We start from the raw sequence: 19,777 nt of genomic DNA, 5'->3' as shown, positions 1-19,777 counted from the left end.
GTGCTTCTCGCGCTTGTGCTCCGGGGGCGGCGCTCCGGTCCGTGCCGTCCATGGTGCTTCTCGCGCTTGTGCTCCGGGGGCGGCGCTCCGGTCCGTGCCGTCCATGGTGCTTCTCGCGCTTGTGCTCCGGGGGCGGCGCTCCGGTCCGCACCGCCGACCGCGGTTCTCCCGCCCGCGTCCCAAGGCGGTGCTCCCTCCTGCGATCGCGCTGCACTCGTCGGCACCCGCGTTCTACGGCAGCAGCCCCGCTCGGCGGGCCGCCACCACCGCCTCTCCTCGCGTGTGTGCGCCCAGCTTGCGCATCGCCGACCGCAGGTAGCTCTTGACGGTCTCGGGGCTCAGGCCCAGGCGCGCGGCGGCCGCCGCGTTCGTCGCCCCGGCGGCCACGCACGCCAGGACGTCCACCTCCCGGGGGGCCAGGCTCGTCCCCTCCCGAGGCGCGGCCGCGGTCAGCAGGCCGCAGGCGTCGAGGAGCTCGGCCCGGAGCTCCGGGTCCGCGATCCGCGGCGCGAGTGCGCGTAGCGCCGCGTGAGCTTCCCGCACCTGTTCCCAGGCGGCGCCCGCGTCTCGGGCGACGGGTTCCGGGCGCGCCGCCGCCAGCAGTCCCCGCGCCTCCTCCCGCACCACCAGCGCATGCTCCACGTCCCGCGCCGCCTCCACGGCCGCGCTCAGCGTGCGGTCGCCGAGCGGCTGGGCCGTGCGCAGCGCGCCGTACAGCACCCCGCGGACCCGGCGCCGTACCACCACGGGCACCGCCACCACCGAGCGCAGCCCCTCCGCGGCGACGGCGGCGTCGTACTCGTGGCTGATCTGCCGCGAGGAGGAGTAGTCCGTCACCGCGCACGGGCGGGCGAGCGCCACCGCCTTCCCGCCCAGCCCATTGCCGGAGGTCACCGCGAGCGCGCTGAGCGCGAGCGTCGTCGTGCCGCTCAGCTCGCTGATGCGCACCTGCGGCCGGCCGGACTCCACCAGGCCGCCGAAGGCGACCGGGAGCCCCGTCGCACGACGCAACCGCACCAGCGCACCCCGTATCTCCACCGCCCCGGTCGCGTCTGCTGCCACGTGCTCGCCCCTTCGTCGCCGCCACTCTGCGGCCCACCCCCCCGTTCGGGGGTAGTGAGATGCGCATCACGGATTACACGATGTCGGAGAGCCGCCCGGCAATGGTCCGGCACCGAGGAGGACAAATGACGACGGCGACGGAGCTCTTCCGCAGGGCGCGGGACTTCCTGCTGGAACACCGCGAGGACTACCCCACGGCCTACGAGGGCTTCGAATGGCCCCGGCCCTCGCACTTCAACTGGGCGCTGGACTGGTTCGACGTCGTCGCGGACGGCAACGACCGCACCGCCCTGCACATCGTCGAGGAGGACGGCACCGAGACCCGGCTCTCCTTCGCCGAGGTGTCCGAGCGTTCGAACCGCGCCGCGAACTGGCTGCGCGACCGGGGCGTCGGCGCCGAGGACCGCATCCTCGTCATGCTCGGCAACCAGGTCGAGCTGTGGGAGACGGCGCTGGCCGCGATGAAGCTGCGTGCCGTCGTCATCCCCGCCACCCCGCTGCTCGGCCCCGCCGACCTGCGCGACCGCGTCGAACGCGGCCGCGTGAAGCACGTGATCGCGCGGGCCGAGGACACCGCCAAGTTCGCCGACGTGCCCGGTGCCTACACCCGCATCGCCGTCGGCGGCCTGCCCGAGCAGGGCTGGGAGCCGTACGAGGACGCGTACGCAGCTTCCGCGGACTTCCTCCCGGACGGGCCCACCCTCGCCGACGACCCGCTGATGCTCTACTTCACCTCGGGCACGACCGCCCGCCCCAAGCTGGTCGAGCACACCCACACCTCGTACCCGATCGGGCACCTGGCCACCATGTACTGGGTCGGCCTCAAGCCCGGCGACGTGCACCTGAACATCTCCTCGCCCGGCTGGGCCAAGCACGCCTGGTCGAACCTGTTCGCCCCGTGGAACGCGGAGGCGACCGTCTTCATCCACAACTACACGCGCTTCGACGCGGCCCGGCTGATGTCCGAGATGGACCGCGCGGGCGTCACCACCTTCTGCGCCCCGCCGACCGTGTGGCGCATGCTCATCCAGGCGGACCTCACCCAGTTGCGCACCCCGCCCCGCGAGGCCGTGGCCGCCGGGGAGCCGCTCAACCCCGAGGTCATCGAGCAGGTGCGCCGGGCCTGGGGCGTGACCATCCGGGACGGCTTCGGGCAGACCGAGACGGCCGTGCAGGTCTCCAACAGCCCCGGCCAGCCCCTGAAGACCGGCTCCATGGGGCGGCCGAGCCCGGGCTACCGCGTCGAGCTGCTCGACCCGGTCTCGGGCGCGCCCGGCGTCGACGAGGGCGAGATCGCGCTCGACCTGTCCGTGCGCCCGGTCGGCGTGATGACCGGCTACCACGGGGACGCGGACCGCACGGCGGAGGCGATGGCGGGCGGCTACTACCGCACCGGGGACATCGGCTCGCGGGACGCGGACGGATACATCACGTACGTGGGGCGCGCGGACGATGTGTTCAAGGCCTCCGACTACAAGATCAGCCCCTTCGAGCTGGAGAGCGCCCTGCTGGAGCACGAGGCGGTGGCCGAGGCGGCCGTCGTGCCCGCGCCGGACGAGCTGCGGCTGGCCGTCCCCAAGGCGTACATCGTGCTGGCCGAGGGCTGGCAGCCCGGCCCCGACACCGCGAAGGTGCTCTTCGAGCACTCCCGCGAGGTCCTCGCCCCCTACAAGCGCATCCGCCGCCTGGAGTTCGGCGAGCTGCCCAAGACCGTGTCCGGCAAGATCCGCCGTATCGAGCTGCGCGAGGCCACGGCCGTGGGGTCGGAGAACGAGTACCGCGAGGAGGACTTCCGGTGAGCGAGCCGTCGTACAGCCACGGGACCAGTAGGACGCCCCTGCTCGGGGACACCATCGGCGCCAACCTCGACCGGGCGATCGCCGCGTTCCCGGACCGCGAGGCCCTCGTCGACGTGCCCTCCGGGCGCCGCTGGACGTACGCCGAGTTCGGCGCCGCGGTCGACGAGGTGGCGCGCGGGCTGCTCGCCAAGGGCGTGGTCAAGGGCGACCGGGTGGGAATCTGGGCGATCAACTGCCCCGAGTGGGTGCTCGTCCAGTACGCCACCGCCCGCATCGGCGCCATCATGGTGAACATCAACCCGGCCTACCGCGCCCACGAGCTGGAGTACGTCCTCAAACAGGCCGGCGTCTCCGTGCTCATCGCCTCGCTGGCGCACAAGAGCAGCGACTACCGGGCGCTGGTGGAGCAAGTCCGCGGGCGGTGCCCCGAGTTGCGGGAGACCGTCTACATCGGCGACCCGTCCTGGGACGCGCTGACGGCCGGGGCGGCCTCCGTGCCGCCCGAGCAACCGGCGGCCGCACAGGCCGAGTTGCGCTGCGACGACCCGGTCAACATCCAGTACACCTCGGGCACGACGGGCTTCCCCAAGGGCGCCACGCTCTCCCACCACAACATCCTCAACAACGGCTACTGGGTGGGCCGTACGATCGGCTACACCGAGCAGGACCGAGTCTGCCTGCCCGTGCCCTTCTACCACTGCTTCGGCATGGTGATGGGCAACCTGGGGGCCACCTCGCACGGGGCCTGCATCGTCATCCCGGCGCCCTCCTTCGAACCGAAGGCCACGCTGGAGGCCGTGCAGCAGGAGCGGTGCACGTCGCTGTACGGCGTGCCGACGATGTTCATCGCGGAGCTGAACCTCCCCGACTTCGCGACGTACGACCTGTCCTCCCTCCGCACCGGCATCATGGCGGGCTCGCCCTGCCCGGTGGAGGTGATGAAGCGGGTGGTCGCCGAGATGCACATGGAGGAGGTCTCCATCTGCTACGGCATGACCGAGACGTCCCCCGTCTCCCTCCAGACGCGGAGGGACGACGACCTCGAACACCGCACCGGCACGGTGGGGCGGGTGCTGCCGCACATCGAGGTGAAGGTCGTCGACCCGGTGACCGGCGTGACCCAGCCGCGCGGCACGGCGGGCGAGCTGTGCACCCGCGGCTACAGCGTGATGCTCGGCTACTGGAACGAGCCGGAGAAGACCGCCGAGGCCGTCGACCCCGGCCGCTGGATGCACACCGGGGACCTGGCGGTGATGCGCGAGGACGGGTACGTCGAGATCGTCGGCCGCATCAAGGACATGATCATCCGGGGCGGGGAGAACATCTACCCGCGGGAGATCGAGGAGTTCCTCTACGCCCACCCGAAGATCCGGGACGTGCAGGTCGTCGGCGTACCGCACGAGAAGTACGGCGAGGAGGTCCTCGCCTGCGTCATCCCGCGCGATGCGGCCGACCCGCTCACCCTCGAGGAGCTGCGGGCCTTCTGCGAGGGGCAGTTGGCGCACTACAAGATCCCGAGCCGGCTGCGGATCCTGGACTCCTTCCCGATGACGGTGTCCGGAAAGGTGCGCAAGGTCGAGCTGCGGGAGAAGTACGGCGTGTGAACCGCACGAAAACGAGCGTCCGGTAGGAGCTCACCGGCGGGCCCCGGTGGCGTGCGCAGTCGGTGGCGCACGCGTCGGCCGGGGCCCAGCCCATGTCCCCGGGCGCAGGGCGCCTGTGGTGTTCGGCTGTTCCGGGGGTGTTGGGCGCCGTGGTGTCGGCTGTTCCGGGGGTGTTGGGCGCCGTGGTGTTCGGCTGTCCCCGGGGCGTCAGGCGCCCGTGGCGTTCAGCGCGTCGGCCGGGTCGTTCACCGGTTGCGGGGTGCCCGTGAGGTCGAGGACGAACAGCGGGATGCCCAGGGCGTCGGCGCGCGAGCGGGCGTCGTCGGTGTATCCGGCGAGGGAGAAGCAGACGCAGCCGGCGGACTCCGCCATGGCCGTCAGCCACAGGCATTCCACGTCCCGCAGCGTGGCCCGGTGCACGGTGGGCTCCACCTGGGCCAGCAGGCCCCGGGCGGCGAGACCGATCCCGGACGGGGGCCGCTGGTCGGCCCGGCGGATGCCCTCGTAGCCGAGCCAACGCAGATACAGCGCGGCGGCGGTGACCGCGTCGCGGGCGGTGCGTATGGCGACGGGCTGGAAGGCGGCGCGCGCCGAGCGGGCGACGGCACCCGTCCTGGTGCCCACGTCCGCTGCCGGGTCCGTCCCCGCCACCGGAACCCGCAGCACCGTCCCGCACGGGCAGCCCAGCTCCGGTCGCGGCCACTGGTCCCGGCGGCCGCAGGACCCGCAGCGGACGGTGATCCAGTCCTCGTCCCAGCTGCGGTGGGCGACGGCCGTGGGCGCGGCCCGGCGGTCCAGCAGCGGGGCGACCGGCGCGCCGCACGCGCACGGATAGGACGGCGCGGTGTAAACGTGCTCGCGCCGGCAGGCCGGGCAGCGCACCGGCACGCTCTCGGGCATGACCCACTCCAAGGCGTCGCATCGAGGCAGCGGTCGAGGCAGCGCCTCCATCGTGCTCCAGCGGACCCCTGCCTGTCCGCCGCTTCGCCCAGCGGCGAACCCCTCGTTGCCGTCTCTTGACGCCCTTCGTCCACCCACCTACATTGCTTCCAGATGGTAGAAGTATTTTTCCGCTATACGGAAGAAGCTCACCGCGGGGCGCGACGGGAGTGCGAATCCGACAGCCGAAGCAGGAGTACTCGATGGCTCGTATGACCGCTGCCCGCACGGCAGTTGAGATCCTCAAGCGCGAGGGCGTCACCGACGCGTTCGGTGTGCCGGGCGCGGCGATCAACCCCTTCTACGCGGCGCTCAAGGCCTCCGGCGGCATCCACCACACCCTCGCCCGCCACGTCGAGGGCGCCTCGCACATGGCCGAGGGCTACACCCGTACCCACCCGGGCAACATCGGCGTCTGCATCGGCACCTCCGGCCCCGCCGGCACCGACATGATCACGGGCCTGTACTCCGCCATCGGCGACTCCATCCCGATCCTGTGCATCACGGGCCAGGCCCCGACCGCCGTGATCCACAAGGAGGACTTCCAGGCCGTCGACATCGCCTCCATCGCCAAGCCGGTGACCAAGATGGCGGTCACCGTCCTCGAGGCCGCGCAGGTCCCCGGCGTCTTCCAGCAGGCCTTCCACCTGATGCGCTCCGGCCGCCCCGGACCGGTCCTGATCGACCTGCCGATCGATGTCCAGCTCACCGAGATCGAGTTCGACCCGGAGACGTACGAGCCGCTCCCGGTCCACAAGCCGGCCGCGACCCGCGCCCAGATCGAGAAGGCGATCGGGATGCTGGTCGCCGCCGAGCGGCCGCTGATCGTCGCCGGCGGAGGCGTCATCAACGCCGACGCCTCCGAACTCCTCGTCGAGTTCGCCGAGTTGACCGGCACCCCGGTCGTCCCGACCCTGATGGGCTGGGGCGTCATTCCCGACGACCACGAGCTGAACGCCGGCATGGTCGGCCTGCAGACCTCGCACCGCTACGGCAACGCGACCTTCCTCGAGTCCGACTTCGTCCTCGGCATCGGCAACCGCTGGGCCAACCGCCACACCGGCCGGCTGGACGTCTACACCGAGGGCCGCACCTTCGTCCACGTCGACATCGAGCCGACCCAGATCGGCAAGATCTTCGCCCCCGACTACGGCATCACCTCCGACGCGAAGGCGGCCCTGGAGCTCTTCGTCGAGGTGGCGAAGGAGTTGAAGACGGCCGGCAGGCTGCCCGACCGCTCCGAGTGGGCCGCCGCCGCGCAGGAGAAGAAGGCCCGCCTCCAACGCCGTACGCACTACGACGACATCCCGATCAAGCCGCAGCGCGTCTACGAGGAGATGAACAAGGCCTTCGGCCCGGAGACCCGGTACGTGTCGACGATCGGCCTCTCGCAGATCGCCGGCGCCCAGATGCTGCACGTCTTCAAGCCGCGGCACTGGATCAACTGCGGCCAGGCGGGCCCCCTCGGCTGGACCGTCCCGGCCGCGCTCGGCGTCGCCAAGGCCGACCCGCAGGCGCAGGTCGTCGCCCTGTCCGGCGACTACGACTTCCAGTTCATGATCGAGGAGCTGGCCGTCGGCGCCCAGCACAAGATCCCGTACGTCCACGTCCTCGTCAACAACGCCTACCTGGGCCTGATCCGCCAGGCGCAGCGGGCGTTCGACATCGACTTCCAGGTCAAGCTGGAGTTCGAGAACATCAACTCGCCCGAGCTGGGCGTCTACGGCGTCGACCACGTCAAGGTCGCCGAGGGCCTCGGCTGCAAGGCGATCCGCGTGACCGACCCGAACGAACTCGGCGCCGCCTTCGAGCAGGCCAAGAAGCTCGCCGCCGAGCACCAAGTGCCGGTCGTCGTCGAGGCGATCCTGGAGCGCGTCACCAACATCTCCATGTCGACCACCAACGACATCAGCAACGTCGTCGAGTTCGAGGAACTCGCGACCGAGCCCGGCCACGCGCCGACCTCGATCAAGACGCTGAAGGTCTGACCCACGCCTGGAGGAGGGGCGGCCCATCCCCTGAAGGGGCCGCCCCTCGCGCTGTTCCCAGGCGCGGGCCGGTCCGGCATGCTCGGCCCATGCGGATGACGGTTCCCACGGTGCTCGGTGACATCGCCGTGCGCTGCGACGGCGCGCCCGGGGCGCCCGCGCTGCTGCTCCTGCACGCCAACCCCGGCGACGGCCGGGACTACGACGCCGTGCTGCCCGCCCTCGCCGACCACCACCGCACCTTCGTGGTCGACTGGCCCGGCTGCGGCGACTCCACGGCGCCGGAGCCCGGGCGGGTCACCCCGGAGCGGCTGGTGGAGGCCGCCGAGCAGGTCCTCGACGTGCTCGCCGCCGAGCACGGCGTACGGCGGCTCGCCGTGCTCGGCAACAGCGTCGGCGGATACGTCGCCTGCCGTCTGGCCGAGGGGCGCCACGCCCACGCGGTCACGTCCCTGGTGCTGGTCGACCCGGCGGGCTTCACCGCGCAGAACGCGCTCACCCGCTGGTTCTGCCGCGCGGTCATGGGACGCCCCGACCGCGCCCGCCGGCTCGTCGTCCCCCTCGCCCGCGCCTACCTGGGTGCCCTGCGGACGCCGAGCGCCCGGGCCACGTACGCGCGGGCGCGCCGGCTGCCGTACGACGAGCGGAGGCTGGCCGTCCACTGCGCGATCTGGCGTGGCTTCGCGGAGGCGGAGTTCGGCCTGACGGACCCCGGCGGCATCGGCGCACCCGTCCTGCTGCTGTGGGGCAGGCGCGACCCGGTGGTCCCGGCCTTCCTCGACGGACGCAGCGCCCGGCGCGCCTTGCCGGCCCGTACGGTGAGCGTTCTGCTGCCGACGGCCCACGAGCCGTACAACGAACGCCCGGACCTGTTCCTGCGCCACACCCTGGCGTTCCTCGACAACCCCCGGTCGGTCACGGGGAGCAGCCACAGCTGAAGCCGCTCCCGCACGCGGACCGCGGCACCTCCTGGTCCCCCGTGCCCCCGCGGCCGATCAGCCCGGCCACGCCCCTCAGGCGCGGGGCGAACACGGTCAGGGCCCGGTCGCCGTGTGGCGGACCGCCATGAGGACCGCGTCCGTCGCGAGACGCTCCGGGCTCGCCGGGAAGGCCACGCGGCTCGCCGGGAGCGGATGCCGGTCGCACAGCTCCCTCAGGGCGCGGCGGGCGGCCCGGGGCCGGACGGGAGGGAAGGCACGCAGCAGCCCGGCAGCCGCGCCCTCGGCGCGCAGCTCGCCGAGGGCGCGGTGGACGTCCGGCCGCCGGAGCAACTCCCGCACGTCCGCGGGCCGTAAGAGGGCGCCGTGCACCGGCTTCGCCGGCGGCGGCAGGGTCGGCAGATCCTGCCCACTGCCCGAGGACGCCCCCGTGGTCCGCATCGTTCCCGGGCGGTCGGCGTCGACGGCGCCCCTCAGGTGCGGGGCGAGCACGGCGACCGTACGGCGGCGCGCGGGCCGCCCCGCAGCAGGGAGCCCCCCCGTGCGGCGAGAGCCTGCCCGTCGTACCGCTGGTCATGACATCCCCCTGCCGGGGCCCGCCGCCCCCGTGCCGGCGGGCCCCGCGTGATGGCAATCTGCCCGGCCCCGGGGGCGGTTGAAGCCTCTTCCGCCGTGTTCAGAGGTTGATTTGAGGATGTCGTAGCCGGGGTACGCCCCCTGCCGTACGCGAGCCGTGGGACGCCTGCCGGCGTGCGCGGCTCAGATGTCGTGCTCCGACAGACCCGGCCAGTCGTCCGGACCGCCGCCCTGCCACTCGATGAGTTCGCTCTCCTCGACCTCGATCCGGTCCAGGTCGGCCAGCCGCAGGATCTCGACGACGTCGTCCAGGTGGGACGCGATCCCCAGGGTCAGGTCACCCTCGGTGACCCGCCGGGAGCCGTCCAGGGCCGGCGGATGCACCACGATGTGCGGGTACTGCGTGGTGTTCTCCATGCCTTCAGGCTCCTGCCGGCGGGGCGGATCCGCACCCCGGAGATGACGTAAGACACGTAAGACGCCGGAGACGCCGGAGACGCCGGAGACGCCGGAGACGCCGAAGGCACCGAAGACGCCGAGGAGCGCCGGATGCGGGATGTGGTCCGCATCCGGCGCTCCCCGGCCGGTGAGGCATTCGGATGTGGCCGTCCGACGGTGCGAGGCTGTTCGCGACAGGACGTTCGCGCCGCCGGACGGAGTCTGCGGGCCTCGCATGGCGAGGCGTGTGGCTGGGACCGCGGCGGATGCGACGGAGCCGGGACGCCTTCCCTCTGGTCGAGAAGGCGGTCTCGGGACCTTCACCACCGCACTGGCTCGCACGCGCCGCGGTCCTCGCCCCGGCCGCGCCGCCGCCGGGCGACCACCCCTCATCCGGGTCGCCCGAGGGACCGCGCGGGCTGCGCGTCCGGAATCATAACTCTTCGTCAGACTCCGTGCGCGGCATCGGTGTTCAGTCCTCGCGCAGGGCGCGGACCGCCTCCTCCACGCGCCGGCCGTAGTCCGGGTCGGCGGCGTGGAAGTGCGCAAGGTTCTTCTCGATCACGTCGTCGCGGGAGACCTGCGACAGGCCACCGGCGATGTTCGCGACCAGACGCTGCTTCTCCTCCCGAGACATCAGCCGGTACAGCTCGCCGGCCTGGAAGAAGTCGTCGTCCTTGCTGTGCAGCGGGGCCTCGTGGGTGCCCGTGTGACCGCTGACGGCCAGCGGGGCCGACAGCGGGCGGCCGGTCTCGACCGGGCCGTCGTAGGAGTTCGGCTCGTAGTTCTTCGCGTGCCGGCCCTGGGGGTTGCTCGCCATGAAGCCGTCGCGGCCGTAGTTGTTCGCGCCGCCGGGCACGGCCTTCGGGGCGTTCACCGCGAGCTTGGTGTGGTTGACGCCCAGACGGTAGCGGTGGGCGTCCGCGTAGGCGAACAGGCGGCCCTGGAGCATCTTGTCCGGCGACGGGCCGATGCCCGGCACGAAGTTGTTCGGGGAGAACGCGGCCTGCTCCACCTCGGCGAACACGTTGTCCGGGTTGCGGTCGAGGACCAGGCGGCCCACACGCTGCAGCGGGTAGTCCTTGTGCGGCCAGACCTTGGTGACGTCGAACGGGTTGAAGCGGTAGTCCGCCGCCTCGGCCGCAGGCATGATCTGGACATACAGCGTCCAGGACGGGTGCACCCCGCGCTCGATCGCCTGCAGCAGGTCCGTCTGGTGGGAGTTGGGGTCCTTGCCTGCGATCTCCTGGGCCTGCTCGGTGGACAGGCAGCGGATGCCCTGGTTCGTCTTGAAGTGGTACTTGACGAAGAAGGCCTCGCCCTCCGCGTTCGTCCACTGGTAGGTGTGCGAGCCGTAGCCGTTCATGTGCCGGTAGGAGGCCGGGATGCCGCGGTCGCCCATCAGCCAGGTCACCTGGTGCGTGGCCTCGGGGGAGTGCGCCCAGAAGTCCCAGACGTTGTCCGGCTCCTGCCTGCCGGTGAACGGGTCGCGCTTCTGCGAGTGGATGAAGTCCGGGAACTTGATCGGGTCCTTGATGAAGAAGACCGGCGTGTTGTTCCCGACGAGGTCGTAATTGCCTTCTTCCGTGTAGAACTTGACCGCGAAGCCGCGCGGGTCGCGTACCGCGTCCGCACCGCCGAGGGAGTCCGCCACGGTGGAGAAGCGCACGAACACCTCGGTGCGCTTGCCGATCGTGTTCAGGAAGTCGGCGCAGGTGTAGCCGGTGACGTCGTCGGTCACCTCGAAGTGGCCGTACGCGCCGGAGCCGCGGGCGTGCACCACGCGCTCCGGGATGCGCTCACGGTTGAAGCGCGCCAGCTTCTCCAGGAGGTGCTGGTCCTGGAGGAGGAGCGGGCCGCCGACACCTGCGGTGGCGGAATTCTGGTTGTCTGCGACCGGGGCGCCGGACTCAGTAGTGAGTGTTCTCGCCGTGAGCACGCGCTTCGACATCGTTGACCTTCCGTACGAGGGGCAGCGGAAACCTGTTTCCGCTTTGTGGAGCCTAGGTTTGGGGTGATCTGGACGTCAACAGTTTGTTGAAGGTGGTTCCGGGTGGCGCCGCCGCCTGGGCGCGACAGGACAGGTGTCGGCGACGGCGCCACCCGGAGATCTCGGGAATGTCAGACCTGGGCGCCGGACAGGCGTTCCACGGCCCGCAGCAGGGCCGAGTGGTCCAGGCCGCCGTCGCCCTGCGCACGCAGACTGGCGACCAGCTGGGCGACCACGGCACCGACGGGCAGGGCGGCGCCGACGGCGCGGGCCGCGTCCGTGACGATGCCCATGTCCTTGTGGTGCAGGTCGATGCGGAAGCCCGGCTTGAAGTCGCGGTTGAGGAAGTTGTCCTTCTTGCGCGTCAGCACGGTCGAGCCCGCCAGGCCGCCGCCCAGGACGTCCAGGGCCGCCTTCAGGTCCACGCCGGACTTCTCCAGGAAGACCACGGCCTCGGCGCACGCCTGGAGGTTCACGGCGACGATCAGCTGGTTCGCGGCCTTCACGGTCTGGCCCGAGCCGTGCGGACCGCACAGCACGATGGTCCTGCCCAGCGCCTCGAAGATCGGCTTCGCCGCGTCGAAGTCGGCCTGCTCGCCCCCGACCATGATCGACAGTACGGCCTCGATGGCGCCGGCCTCACCGCCGGACACCGGGGCGTCGAGCACCCGGATGCCCTTCTCGGCGGCGTTCTTCGCCAGGTCGATCGACGTCTGCGGGGTGATCGAGGACATGTCGATCAGCAGGGCGCCGGACTTCGCGTTCTCGAGGATGCCGTCCGGGCCGTAGGCGACCGCCTCCACCTGCGGGGACGCGGGCACCATCGTGATGATGACGTCGGCGTCGCGGACGGCCTCGGCGACGGAACCGGCCGCGGTGCCGCCGGCGGCGGCCAGACGGTCCAGCTTTTCCTGCTCCAGGGTGTAGCCGGTGACGTCGTAACCCGCCTTGATCAGGTTCTCGGACATGGGGGAGCCCATGATGCCGAGGCCGATCCAGGCGATCGACGGGCGGGTCGGCTGGGAGGAAGCTGCAAGGGTGCTCATGGTGGGGGTGCCTCTCTGACTGCTTGGCGACGTCTGTGGGTTGGCGCTCAGCGGGCCGCGCGGGCCTCGATCGGCAGCCAGTCGAAGGCCTCGGCGCTCGGGCGGTCGCCCGGCTTGTACTCCAGGCCGACCCAGCCCTCGTAACCGGCCTTGTTCAGCTGGTCGAGGAGGTCCTCCAGCGGAAGCGAACCCGTGCCGGGGGCGCCGCGGCCGGGGTTGTCGGCGATCTGGACGTAACCCGTCGTGGCCGCGTACTGCTCGATCACCTGCGGCAGGTCCTCGCCGTTCATCGACAGGTGGTACAGGTCCATCAGGAACTTCGCGTTGCCGAGGCCGGTCGCGTTGTTGACCTTGTCCACGACTCCGACGGCGGCGGGGGCGCTCACCAGCGGGTACAGCGGCGACTCGGGCTGGTTCAGGGCCTCGATCAGCAGGATCGCGCCGATCCGGTCGGCGGCCCTGGCCGCGAGGACCAGGTTCTCCAGCGCGAGCGCGTCCTGCTCGGCCGGGTCCACGCCCTCGACGCGGTTGCCGTAGAGGGCGTTGAGGGCCTTGCAGCCCAGTGCCTCGGCGAAGTCGGCGGCCACGTCGATGTTGGCGCGGAACCGCTCCGACTCCTCGCCGGGGACCGACAGGGCGCCGCGGTCCGGGCCCGGGAGCTGCCCGGCGTAGAAGTTCAGGCCCGTGAGCTGCACGCCCGCGTCCTCGATCGCCTTCTTCAGGGCGTCGAGCTCGGACTGCTCCGGGGTGGGGGTGTCGACCCAGGGCCACCACAGCTCGACCGCGGTGAAGCCGGCCGCGGCGGCGGTCGCGGGACGCTCCAGGAGCGGGAGTTCCGTGAAGAGGATCGACAGGTTGACGGTGAAGCGCTGGTCGGCGAATCCCATCGGGGCGGCGCTCCCTTCCTACCGGTCCTACCGGTGATTCCGTGTCGATTCCGCAAATACCACACTTCCGTATTGCGGAAGTTTATTTCTGCTTAATGGAAGGCTGCCCGTGATCGGGGACGACTGTCAAGACCGCTCACGAAAAAGTGCCCCTGCGCGGCCTGCGCAGGGGCACTTCCAGAGGCGGACGCGGCGGTCCTCCCGGCGTCGGTCAGAGCGCGTCCACGGCACTCACCTTCCAGCCCGACGAGGTGCGGGTCAGCGTCATCCGCACCCGGTTCAGATCCAGGCGGGATCCCGAGACCTGGGTGCTCTGGGTGACCTGGTTGACGAACAGCAGCACGACGGCCCTGTCCGGCGCGGCCGACACGACGGAGGCCGCCGGGGTGCCGCCCGTGGGCGCCGCCACCGTCGCCTTCACCACGCCGTGGTACTTCCTCGCCGTCGGCCCGACCACCGCCCTCGTGGTCTTGAGGTACTCGTCGCGGAAGGCCCCGGTCAGCTGGGCGCGGGCCCGCGCGAAGTCCCGGTCCAGATGCCGGTAGTCGTACGACAGCACGACCGGTGCCGCCTTCTGCGCGGCCGCGAGCGCCTGTCCCTGGGCCTGTTCGGCCTGCCGCGCCTCCCGGTACTGCCACCCGAGCACGGCGACGGCGACCAGGCCTGCCAGCAGCAGCACGCAGAAGGCGGCGGTGAGCAGTCTCCGCCCGGTCCGCCACGCGGGCGTGCTCTCCTCCGCATCCTCGTCCACCTGCTCCCGCGCCTGCTCCTGCGCTTCCTCCCCCGCTTCCTCCTCCACGGACTCCGGCGACGGCTCCGGCGGGTCGTCCCAGCCGTCCGCCGGGGGGTCGATGAGCAGGGTGCGCCCGGACTGCTCCTCCTCGTTCCGCCGCCGTCCCTCGTCCGCCGGGCGCGAGGCGGTACGGGCGCCGCGCGCCTCGCGCGCCGGCTGCTGGGCGCGCTTGGCCGCCGCGCGGGCGGACGCGGCCAGGGTGCGGCGGGCGGGGGAGCCCGCGCCGCGGCTTCGGGAGGTCGGGTTCGCCACGGTCTTTCTCCTCACTGGTGGTGCCTGGTGGTACGCGACGGGGCCGGTCAGCCCACGAACTCGACATCGGAGGTCAGCCAGCGGCCGCCCTGGCGCACGAGATCGAGCTGGAGCCGGTACGTGCGCGCCTGTCCCTCGGGCACGGCGGTGTTGGTCACCTTGCTGTCGGCGACGACCAGGACCCGGGCCGAGCGCGCGTCGGACCGCACGATGCCCGCTTCGAGGACCTGCCCCTCGGACACCGACTTGTTCCGGGCGACGAGCTTCGTCAACTCCTCGGTCTGCGCGGCGAACTGCTTCTTGAAGTCGCCGGTGGCGCCCTTCAGCACGTTCTGGCTGTCCTGGCCGTAGTGCCGGTAGTCGAGCGAGGTGAAGTTCAGCGCCGACTGTCGGGCCGCGGCCAGGATGTCCTGGCGGCGCTGCTCCGCCGCGCGCTGGTCGGACAGCCGCAGGCCCAGCCAGATTGACAGCGCGGTCGTCAGCACCGTTGCGGCGACGAGGCCCGCGGTCAGGGCCCTGCGGCGCCCCTTGTTCAAGCCACGCCCGTTGCTCAAGGCACCGGTGTTCACGGCCTCGGCGTTCATGTCCTCGGCGTTCATGTCCTGGGCGTTCATGTCCTGGGCGTTCATGTCCTGGGCGTTCATGTCCTCGGCGTTCAGGCCATCGGCCCGACGAGCAGCCATTGCCACGACTCCTTTCCGAACGTGGTCTGTTCGCCACCCGTCGAGCCGATCTCGACGGGTGTCCCGTCCGGGCCGGTGGCGGTGCCGGTCTCCGGGTCGTACGGGGTGACGTACGCGGCCTGCCCGGCACGGCCCGAACCGGCCGACGCACCGGGGGCGTTCTGCGCGCCGCGCACCGAGGTCCTGCCGCCGCGCGGGGCCGTGCAGTGTGCGTCGGTGTTTGCCGGACGCGTGCTGGTGTCGGCGGGGTCGCGCCGCCGTGTCCCGTAGCCCTGGGTGCACGCGGGCGGGTCGTTGGCGTTCACCACCATCCCGAAGTGGGTGGTGCCGTCGCCGGGCACGACCGTGTAGCTGCCCGCGACCACCGCTGGAAAGGTGACCAGGGCCTGCTCCACTCCGGGCAGCCGGGCCAGGGTGACCTGGCCGCCGCTGATGAGGTTGGTCAGCAGGACCGGTAGGTGCGGCCGGGTGGACTTCAGCAGGGAGTCGACCTCCTCGGCGGCGGGCGCCGCGTTGTCGATCAGCCGGCGCACATCCCCGTCGCTCGACTTCAACTGGGCGGCGAGCGCCGCCAGATCGCGGGAGAACGACTTGATGGACGAACCCTGGTCGGCCTGTGTCTTGAGCACCTTACGCGAGTCCTCGATCAGCGAGACCGTCTGAGGAAGGGAGTCGGACGCCGACTCGACGAGCGCGTTGCCGGAGTCCACCAGACGGCTCAGCCCCGGTCCGGTGCCGGCGAAGGCCTTGCCCAACTCGTCGACGGTGGTGCGCAGATCGTCCTTGCCGACGGAGTTGACCAGCCGGTCCAGGCCGAGGACGAGGTCGGTGACGGGCAGCGGGGTCCGGGTGCTGCTGCGCGGGATCGGGCTGCCGTCCGTCAGATACGGGCCGCCGGAGTGCCGGGGCTGCAGGTCGACGTACTGCTCGCCCACCGCCGAACGGTTGGCGACCACCGCCAGGGTGTCGGCCGGGATCCGCGGCGCGCCGTCCTCGATCCGCAGCGCCACCGACACCCCGGACCCGGTCAGCCGCAGGTCACTCACGCGGCCCACCGGCACCCCGCGGTAGGTGACCTCGGCGCCCGGGAAGACGCCCCCGGACTCGGCGAAGTCGGCCCGCACCGTGTAGCCGCGGTCGAGGAGGGCGTCCGCCAGGCCCGTGTACTGGACGCCGACGTACGACACCCCGAGGGCGGTGACGGCGGCGAAGGCGAGCAGCTGGCCCTTGACCGTACGTGTGATCACGGCTGTATCCCCTTCAGCAGGAGCTCGGCGAGCGCGAGGTTGATCCCGGGCGGGAGGCGGCGCGCGTCTCCCGAGGTGCCGTAGCTCGCGGTGCACACCGGCGGGCAGAGCACATCGCCACCGCCGCCCGCCGATGCCGAGGGCTGGGCCGGCGTCTTCGGCACCTTCGGCAGGCTCGGGGTGCTGGGCAGCGCGGTGGGCGGCGGTACGTCCGGCAGGTTCGGGAGCGAGGGACTCGGGGTCGGCTGCTTCCCGGAGCCGCCGCCGTCCTTGCCGGGCTTGTCGGTGAGGTTGCCGTAGAGGCCCGCCAGGTCGAGGTCGGCGGTGATCTTCAGGTTGACGTAGTCGCCCTTCACGGCGTCCACCACGTTGCGCGGGAACGGGTACGTGGTCAGCAGCTCCAAGGAGTTGGGCAGGTCGTCGCCCGCCTTGTTGAGCTGCTGCAGGATCGGCCGCAGCTGCTTGAGGTTGGCGACGGCGTCGTCCCGCGAGGCGTTGACGACTCTGGTTCCGGTCTTGCCGAGCTTGGACAGTGCGGTGAGCATCTTCGTCAGGTCGCGGCGCTGGTCGGCGAGGACCTTCAGCGCGGGCGGGATCGTGTCGACGGCCGCGGCGATCGTCTTCTTCTCCTTCCCCAGGCGCTTGGCGAGCCGGTCGACGCCCTTGAGCGCGCGGACGATCTCCCCGCGCTGCTCGTCCAGGCTGCCGAGGAACGTGTCGAGCTGTGTGAGCAGGGACTTGACCCGGTTCTCGCGGCCCTGAAGGGCCTTGTTCAGCTCCACGGTGATGGTCTTGAGCTGGGCCACGCCGCCGCCGTTGAGGAGCGCGGACAACGCGGACAGCACCTCCTCGACCTCCGGGTTGCGGCCGCTGCGGGACAGCGGGATCACGGCGCCGTCGCGGAGCCGCCCGACGGGCGGGGTGCCGACCGGCGCGGACAGTGCCACGTACTTCTCGCCGAGCATGCTGGTCTGCCCGAGGTCGGCGACCGCGTTGGCCGGCAGCTTCACCGAGTCGGCGACGCGCAGCCGCACGCGCGCGTGCCAGCCGTCCAGCTCCACCTTCTCGACCGCGCCCACGGGGACGTTGTCGACCTTGACCGCCGACTGCGGCACCAGGTCGAGTACGTCCCTGAACTCGACCGTGACGTGGTAGGCGTGGCCGTCGGCCGCGGCGCCCCCGGGGAGCGGGACGTCGTACCAGCCGTTGAACTCGCACCCCGACAGCAGCAGCGAACCGGCCGCCGTCCATGCGACCACCCGGCCCTTGCGCACCATGCTCATGCCCTGGCCCCCAGGATTCCGCTCAGTGTCCGGTCGACCGTGCCCGTCCCCGCCGGGGCGGCCGGAAGCTCAGGCAGCGAGTCGAAGAGCTTGTGCAGCTCCTTGCAGTCGGGGTTCTTGCCGCCCGCGTCCCCGGTCGTCTTGAGCAGGGAGCACAGCAGGGACGCCGGGTCCTGCGGGCTCTGCGGGTTGTTGCGGGTGTCGAGGGTGCCGGAGGAGGGGTTGTAGGCGTTGTGCAGGTTCGACAGACCGGTGGGGGCGACCGTCAACAGCTCCTCCAGTGCGGCCCGTTGGGTGACGAGGAGCTTGGTGACCTTGCTGAGTCCCTTGACGTCCGAGGCCAGTGTTGTCTTGTTGTGCTTCACGAAGTCGGACACGTCGCCGAGCGCCGTACCCAGGTGCTGCAGCGCCGCCGCGAGGTCCTTGCGCTCCCCGGAGAGCTGCTGGGCCACCTTGGCGAGGCTGGTGTTGAACGACCGCACGCTCTTGTCGTCGGCCGCCAGGGCGGCCGTGAAGACCTGCAGGTTGCGTACGGTGCCGAACAGGTCGCCCCGCCCTTCGGACAGTGTGGTGACCGCCTGCGAGAGGTTCTCGACCGTCTGGTGGAGGTGCGCGCCCTGGCCCTGGAGGTTGTCCGCGCTCACCCCGAGCAGCCGCGACAGGGAGCCGTCCTTGTTCGCGCCCTTGGGGCCGAGCGCCTCGGCGGTGGTGTGCAGGCTGTCGAAGATCCGGTCCAGCTCCACGGGGACGGCCGTGCGCGACTCGGGGATGACGGCGCCGTCCCGCAGCACCGGGCCCTTCCGGTACACCGGCAGCAGCTGCACGTAACGGTCGCTGACCACCGAGGAGTTGATGATGGCGGCCTGCGCGTCGGCGGGCACCTTGCGCCCTTGGTCGAACTCCAGGTCCACCCGGACCCGGCCGCCCTCCGGCGTGATCTTCCTGACCTCGCCGATGCGGACGCCGAGGACGCGGACGTCGGAGCCGGGGTAGATGCCGACGGTGCGCGGGAAGTACGCGGTGACGCGGACGGTGTCGGAGTGCGGCCACAGCACGACGGCGAGGCCGGCGGCGACCGCGAGCGTGGTGAGCACCGCCCGGGTGCGCCGGACGGGGAAGCGTGTGGTCATCGCGAGCCTCCCGTCCGCGGCACGACCGGGGCGGCGATTAGGTTCTGGACGTAGGAGTCGAACCAGTGGCCGTTGCCGAGGGTGTTGGTGAAGACCCGGATGTAGGGGGCGAGCAGCTTGACGCTGCGGTCGAGGCTCGCCTGGTTGCGTTCGAGCATCGTGACGAAGGTGTTGAGGTTCTTCAGGGCGGGCCCGATCTCCTTGCGGTTGTCCTCGACCAGGCCGGACAGCTCGATGCCCAGCAGCGCGGAGCTCTTGAGCAGGTTGTGGATCGCCGCGCGCCGCTTGCCGATCTCCTTGAACAGCCTGTCGCCGTCCTTCACCAGAGCGGAGAAGTCCTTGGTGTGCTCGGCCAGCACCTTGGTGACTCCGTTCGCGTGGTCGAGGAGCCCGTGCAGCGCCTTGTCGCGCGAGGCGATCGTCTTGGAGATCCTCGACAGTCCCTTGATGGACGCCCGCACCTCCGCGGGCGAGTCCTGGAAGGTGGTGGAGAGGGTGTCCAGCGCCTTCGCGAGCCGCTGGGTGTCGACCTCCTCCGTCGTGGTGGTCAGGTCGCTGAAGGCCTGCACGACGTCGTACGCCGACACCGTTCGCCCGATCGGGATCTCGCTGCCCGGCTTCAACTGGCCGGGCCCTTTCGGGCTCAGCGCGAGGTACTTGGCGCCGAGGATCGTCTTGACCCGGATCGCCGCGCCGGTGTCGGTGCCGAAGGCGGGGTCGCCCTTGACCTTGAACGTCACCTTGACGTGGTCGCCCTCCAGGTCGACGCTCTCGACCTTGCCGACCTTGACCCCGGCGATCCGCACCTCGTCGCCCGGCTTGAGGCCGCCCGCCTCGGAGAAGGCCGCGCTGTACGTCTTTCCGTCGCCTATCAGCGGCAGACTGTCGGCGTTGAACGCGGCGACGGTCAGCAGCGCGAGGACGGTGAGGCCGACGGCGCCGACCACGAGGGGATTCCGCTCACGGAACGGCGTCAGCCGCGGACGGCGCAGCCGGACGCTCGGCAGCCTCGGCGGCAGCACGCGCACCCTCACCAGAGGCTCGGGACGGCGGCGTCGCGTCCTGCGGGGCAGGAGCCGCGGCCTGGGCGGCCTGGGCAGCCTCGGCGGCAGCACGCGCACC

At 71.5% G+C, this 19,777-nt stretch carries 17 protein-coding genes; 4 read left to right on the top strand and 13 right to left on the bottom strand.

The genetic code is table 11. The features are described 5' to 3' along the window. Window positions 1-231: 231 nt before the first annotated feature. A complete protein-coding gene (locus ABZV31_RS05180) occupies window positions 232-1,062 on the bottom strand; it encodes a helix-turn-helix transcriptional regulator (protein WP_355888297.1) in 831 nt (276 codons plus the stop codon). A 125-nt stretch (window positions 1,063-1,187) separates the two neighbouring features. Between ABZV31_RS05180 and ABZV31_RS05175 the strand changes: the two genes are divergently transcribed. Then, the gene (locus ABZV31_RS05175; protein ID WP_355888294.1) at window positions 1,188-2,861 is read left to right on the top strand and encodes an AMP-binding protein; all 1,674 of its coding nucleotides are present in this window, start codon (window positions 1,188-1,190) and stop codon (window positions 2,859-2,861) included. Further along, window positions 2,858-4,465 (top strand): AMP-binding protein, encoded by a 1,608-nt coding sequence (locus tag ABZV31_RS05170; RefSeq protein WP_355888291.1) that lies wholly within the window; start codon window positions 2,858-2,860, stop codon window positions 4,463-4,465. Before ABZV31_RS05175 ends, ABZV31_RS05170 begins: the two co-directional genes overlap by 4 nt. Window positions 4,466-4,672: 207 nt before the next feature. Here ABZV31_RS05170 and ABZV31_RS05165 read toward each other — a convergent pair whose 3' ends face one another. Then, window positions 4,673-5,365, bottom strand: a complete 693-nt coding sequence (locus ABZV31_RS05165) for a hypothetical protein (protein ID WP_355888288.1) — start codon at window positions 5,363-5,365, stop codon at window positions 4,673-4,675. A 242-nt stretch (window positions 5,366-5,607) separates the two neighbouring features. On the opposite strand from ABZV31_RS05165, the gene gcl reads away from it, so the two are divergent. After that, a complete protein-coding gene (gene gcl / locus ABZV31_RS05160; RefSeq protein ID WP_355888285.1) occupies window positions 5,608-7,392 on the top strand; it encodes a glyoxylate carboligase in 1,785 nt (594 codons plus the stop codon). 89 nt (window positions 7,393-7,481) lie between these two features. Next, window positions 7,482-8,330, top strand: coding sequence for an alpha/beta hydrolase (locus ABZV31_RS05155; protein WP_355888283.1), 849 nt, complete (start codon window positions 7,482-7,484; stop codon window positions 8,328-8,330). 96 nt (window positions 8,331-8,426) lie between these two features. Here ABZV31_RS05155 and ABZV31_RS05150 read toward each other — a convergent pair whose 3' ends face one another. The 11 genes from ABZV31_RS05150 to ABZV31_RS05100 all read right to left on the bottom strand — a co-directional run bounded on the left by ABZV31_RS05150 (window position 8,427) and on the right by ABZV31_RS05100 (window position 19,632). Next, window positions 8,427-8,822 carry a hypothetical protein gene (locus tag ABZV31_RS05150; RefSeq protein ID WP_355888280.1) on the bottom strand — a complete coding sequence of 132 codons (396 nt, stop codon included), beginning with the start codon at window positions 8,820-8,822 and terminating at the stop codon, window positions 8,427-8,429. A gap of 267 nt (window positions 8,823-9,089) precedes the next feature. Next, on the bottom strand, window positions 9,090-9,323 hold the full coding sequence (locus ABZV31_RS05145) for a hypothetical protein (protein ID WP_355888277.1): 234 nt from the start codon (window positions 9,321-9,323) through the stop codon (window positions 9,090-9,092). Window positions 9,324-9,816: 493 nt separating this feature from the next. Further along, window positions 9,817-11,295 (bottom strand): catalase, encoded by a 1,479-nt coding sequence (locus ABZV31_RS05140; RefSeq protein ID WP_355888274.1) that lies wholly within the window; start codon window positions 11,293-11,295, stop codon window positions 9,817-9,819. Between the two features lie 170 nt (window positions 11,296-11,465). Continuing rightward, complete coding sequence (locus ABZV31_RS05135; protein WP_355888272.1) at window positions 11,466-12,380, bottom strand: 2-hydroxy-3-oxopropionate reductase; 915 nt, start codon at window positions 12,378-12,380, stop codon at window positions 11,466-11,468. 47 nt (window positions 12,381-12,427) lie between these two features. Then, on the bottom strand, window positions 12,428-13,267 hold the full coding sequence (locus ABZV31_RS05130) for a TIM barrel protein (RefSeq protein ID WP_355888269.1): 840 nt from the start codon (window positions 13,265-13,267) through the stop codon (window positions 12,428-12,430). Window positions 13,268-13,478: 211 nt separating this feature from the next. Further along, on the bottom strand, window positions 13,479-14,312 hold the full coding sequence (locus ABZV31_RS05125) for a hypothetical protein (protein ID WP_355888267.1): 834 nt from the start codon (window positions 14,310-14,312) through the stop codon (window positions 13,479-13,481). A 47-nt stretch (window positions 14,313-14,359) separates the two neighbouring features. Continuing rightward, window positions 14,360-14,995 carry a hypothetical protein gene (locus tag ABZV31_RS05120; protein ID WP_355888264.1) on the bottom strand — a complete coding sequence of 212 codons (636 nt, stop codon included), beginning with the start codon at window positions 14,993-14,995 and terminating at the stop codon, window positions 14,360-14,362. Then, window positions 14,968-16,242 (bottom strand): MlaD family protein, encoded by a 1,275-nt coding sequence (locus tag ABZV31_RS05115; RefSeq protein WP_355888262.1) that lies wholly within the window; start codon window positions 16,240-16,242, stop codon window positions 14,968-14,970. The genes ABZV31_RS05120 and ABZV31_RS05115 overlap by 28 nt, the downstream gene beginning before the upstream one ends. After that, a complete protein-coding gene (locus ABZV31_RS05110; protein ID WP_355888259.1) occupies window positions 16,239-17,525 on the bottom strand; it encodes an MCE family protein in 1,287 nt (428 codons plus the stop codon). The genes ABZV31_RS05115 and ABZV31_RS05110 overlap by 4 nt, the downstream gene beginning before the upstream one ends. Further along, window positions 17,522-18,655 (bottom strand): MCE family protein, encoded by a 1,134-nt coding sequence (locus ABZV31_RS05105; protein ID WP_355888256.1) that lies wholly within the window; start codon window positions 18,653-18,655, stop codon window positions 17,522-17,524. Before ABZV31_RS05105 ends, ABZV31_RS05110 begins: the two co-directional genes overlap by 4 nt. Next, window positions 18,652-19,632 (bottom strand): MCE family protein, encoded by a 981-nt coding sequence (locus ABZV31_RS05100; RefSeq protein WP_355889017.1) that lies wholly within the window; start codon window positions 19,630-19,632, stop codon window positions 18,652-18,654. The genes ABZV31_RS05105 and ABZV31_RS05100 overlap by 4 nt, the downstream gene beginning before the upstream one ends. Window positions 19,633-19,777 lie beyond the last annotated feature (145 nt).

The organism is Streptomyces sp. NPDC005202 (assembly GCF_040608235.1).
In the GTDB taxonomy this organism is placed as follows: domain Bacteria; phylum Actinomycetota; class Actinomycetes; order Streptomycetales; family Streptomycetaceae; genus Streptomyces.
Note: the sequence above shows the minus strand (reverse complement) of the source record. Positions and strands in the feature narration are given on the sequence as shown.

What these genes read in the sequence shown, in the direction of transcription:
- ABZV31_RS05175 (WP_355888294.1), top strand. Translation starts at nt 1,188, where the DNA reads ATGACGACGGCGACGGAGCTCTTCCGCAGGGCGCGGGACTTCCTGCTG.
- ABZV31_RS05165 (WP_355888288.1), bottom strand. Translation starts at nt 5,365, where the DNA reads ATGCCCGAGAGCGTGCCGGTGCGCTGCCCGGCCTGCCGGCGCGAGCAC.
- gcl (WP_355888285.1), top strand. Translation starts at nt 5,608, where the DNA reads ATGGCTCGTATGACCGCTGCCCGCACGGCAGTTGAGATCCTCAAGCGC.
- ABZV31_RS05155 (WP_355888283.1), top strand. Translation starts at nt 7,482, where the DNA reads ATGCGGATGACGGTTCCCACGGTGCTCGGTGACATCGCCGTGCGCTGC.
- ABZV31_RS05145 (WP_355888277.1), bottom strand. Translation starts at nt 9,323, where the DNA reads ATGGAGAACACCACGCAGTACCCGCACATCGTGGTGCATCCGCCGGCC.
- ABZV31_RS05140 (WP_355888274.1), bottom strand. Translation starts at nt 11,295, where the DNA reads ATGTCGAAGCGCGTGCTCACGGCGAGAACACTCACTACTGAGTCCGGC.
- ABZV31_RS05135 (WP_355888272.1), bottom strand. Translation starts at nt 12,380, where the DNA reads ATGAGCACCCTTGCAGCTTCCTCCCAGCCGACCCGCCCGTCGATCGCC.
- ABZV31_RS05130 (WP_355888269.1), bottom strand. Translation starts at nt 13,267, where the DNA reads ATGGGATTCGCCGACCAGCGCTTCACCGTCAACCTGTCGATCCTCTTC.
- ABZV31_RS05120 (WP_355888264.1), bottom strand. Translation starts at nt 14,995, where the DNA reads ATGGCTGCTCGTCGGGCCGATGGCCTGAACGCCGAGGACATGAACGCC.
- ABZV31_RS05110 (WP_355888259.1), bottom strand. Translation starts at nt 17,525, where the DNA reads ATGAGCATGGTGCGCAAGGGCCGGGTGGTCGCATGGACGGCGGCCGGT.
- ABZV31_RS05105 (WP_355888256.1), bottom strand. Translation starts at nt 18,655, where the DNA reads ATGACCACACGCTTCCCCGTCCGGCGCACCCGGGCGGTGCTCACCACG.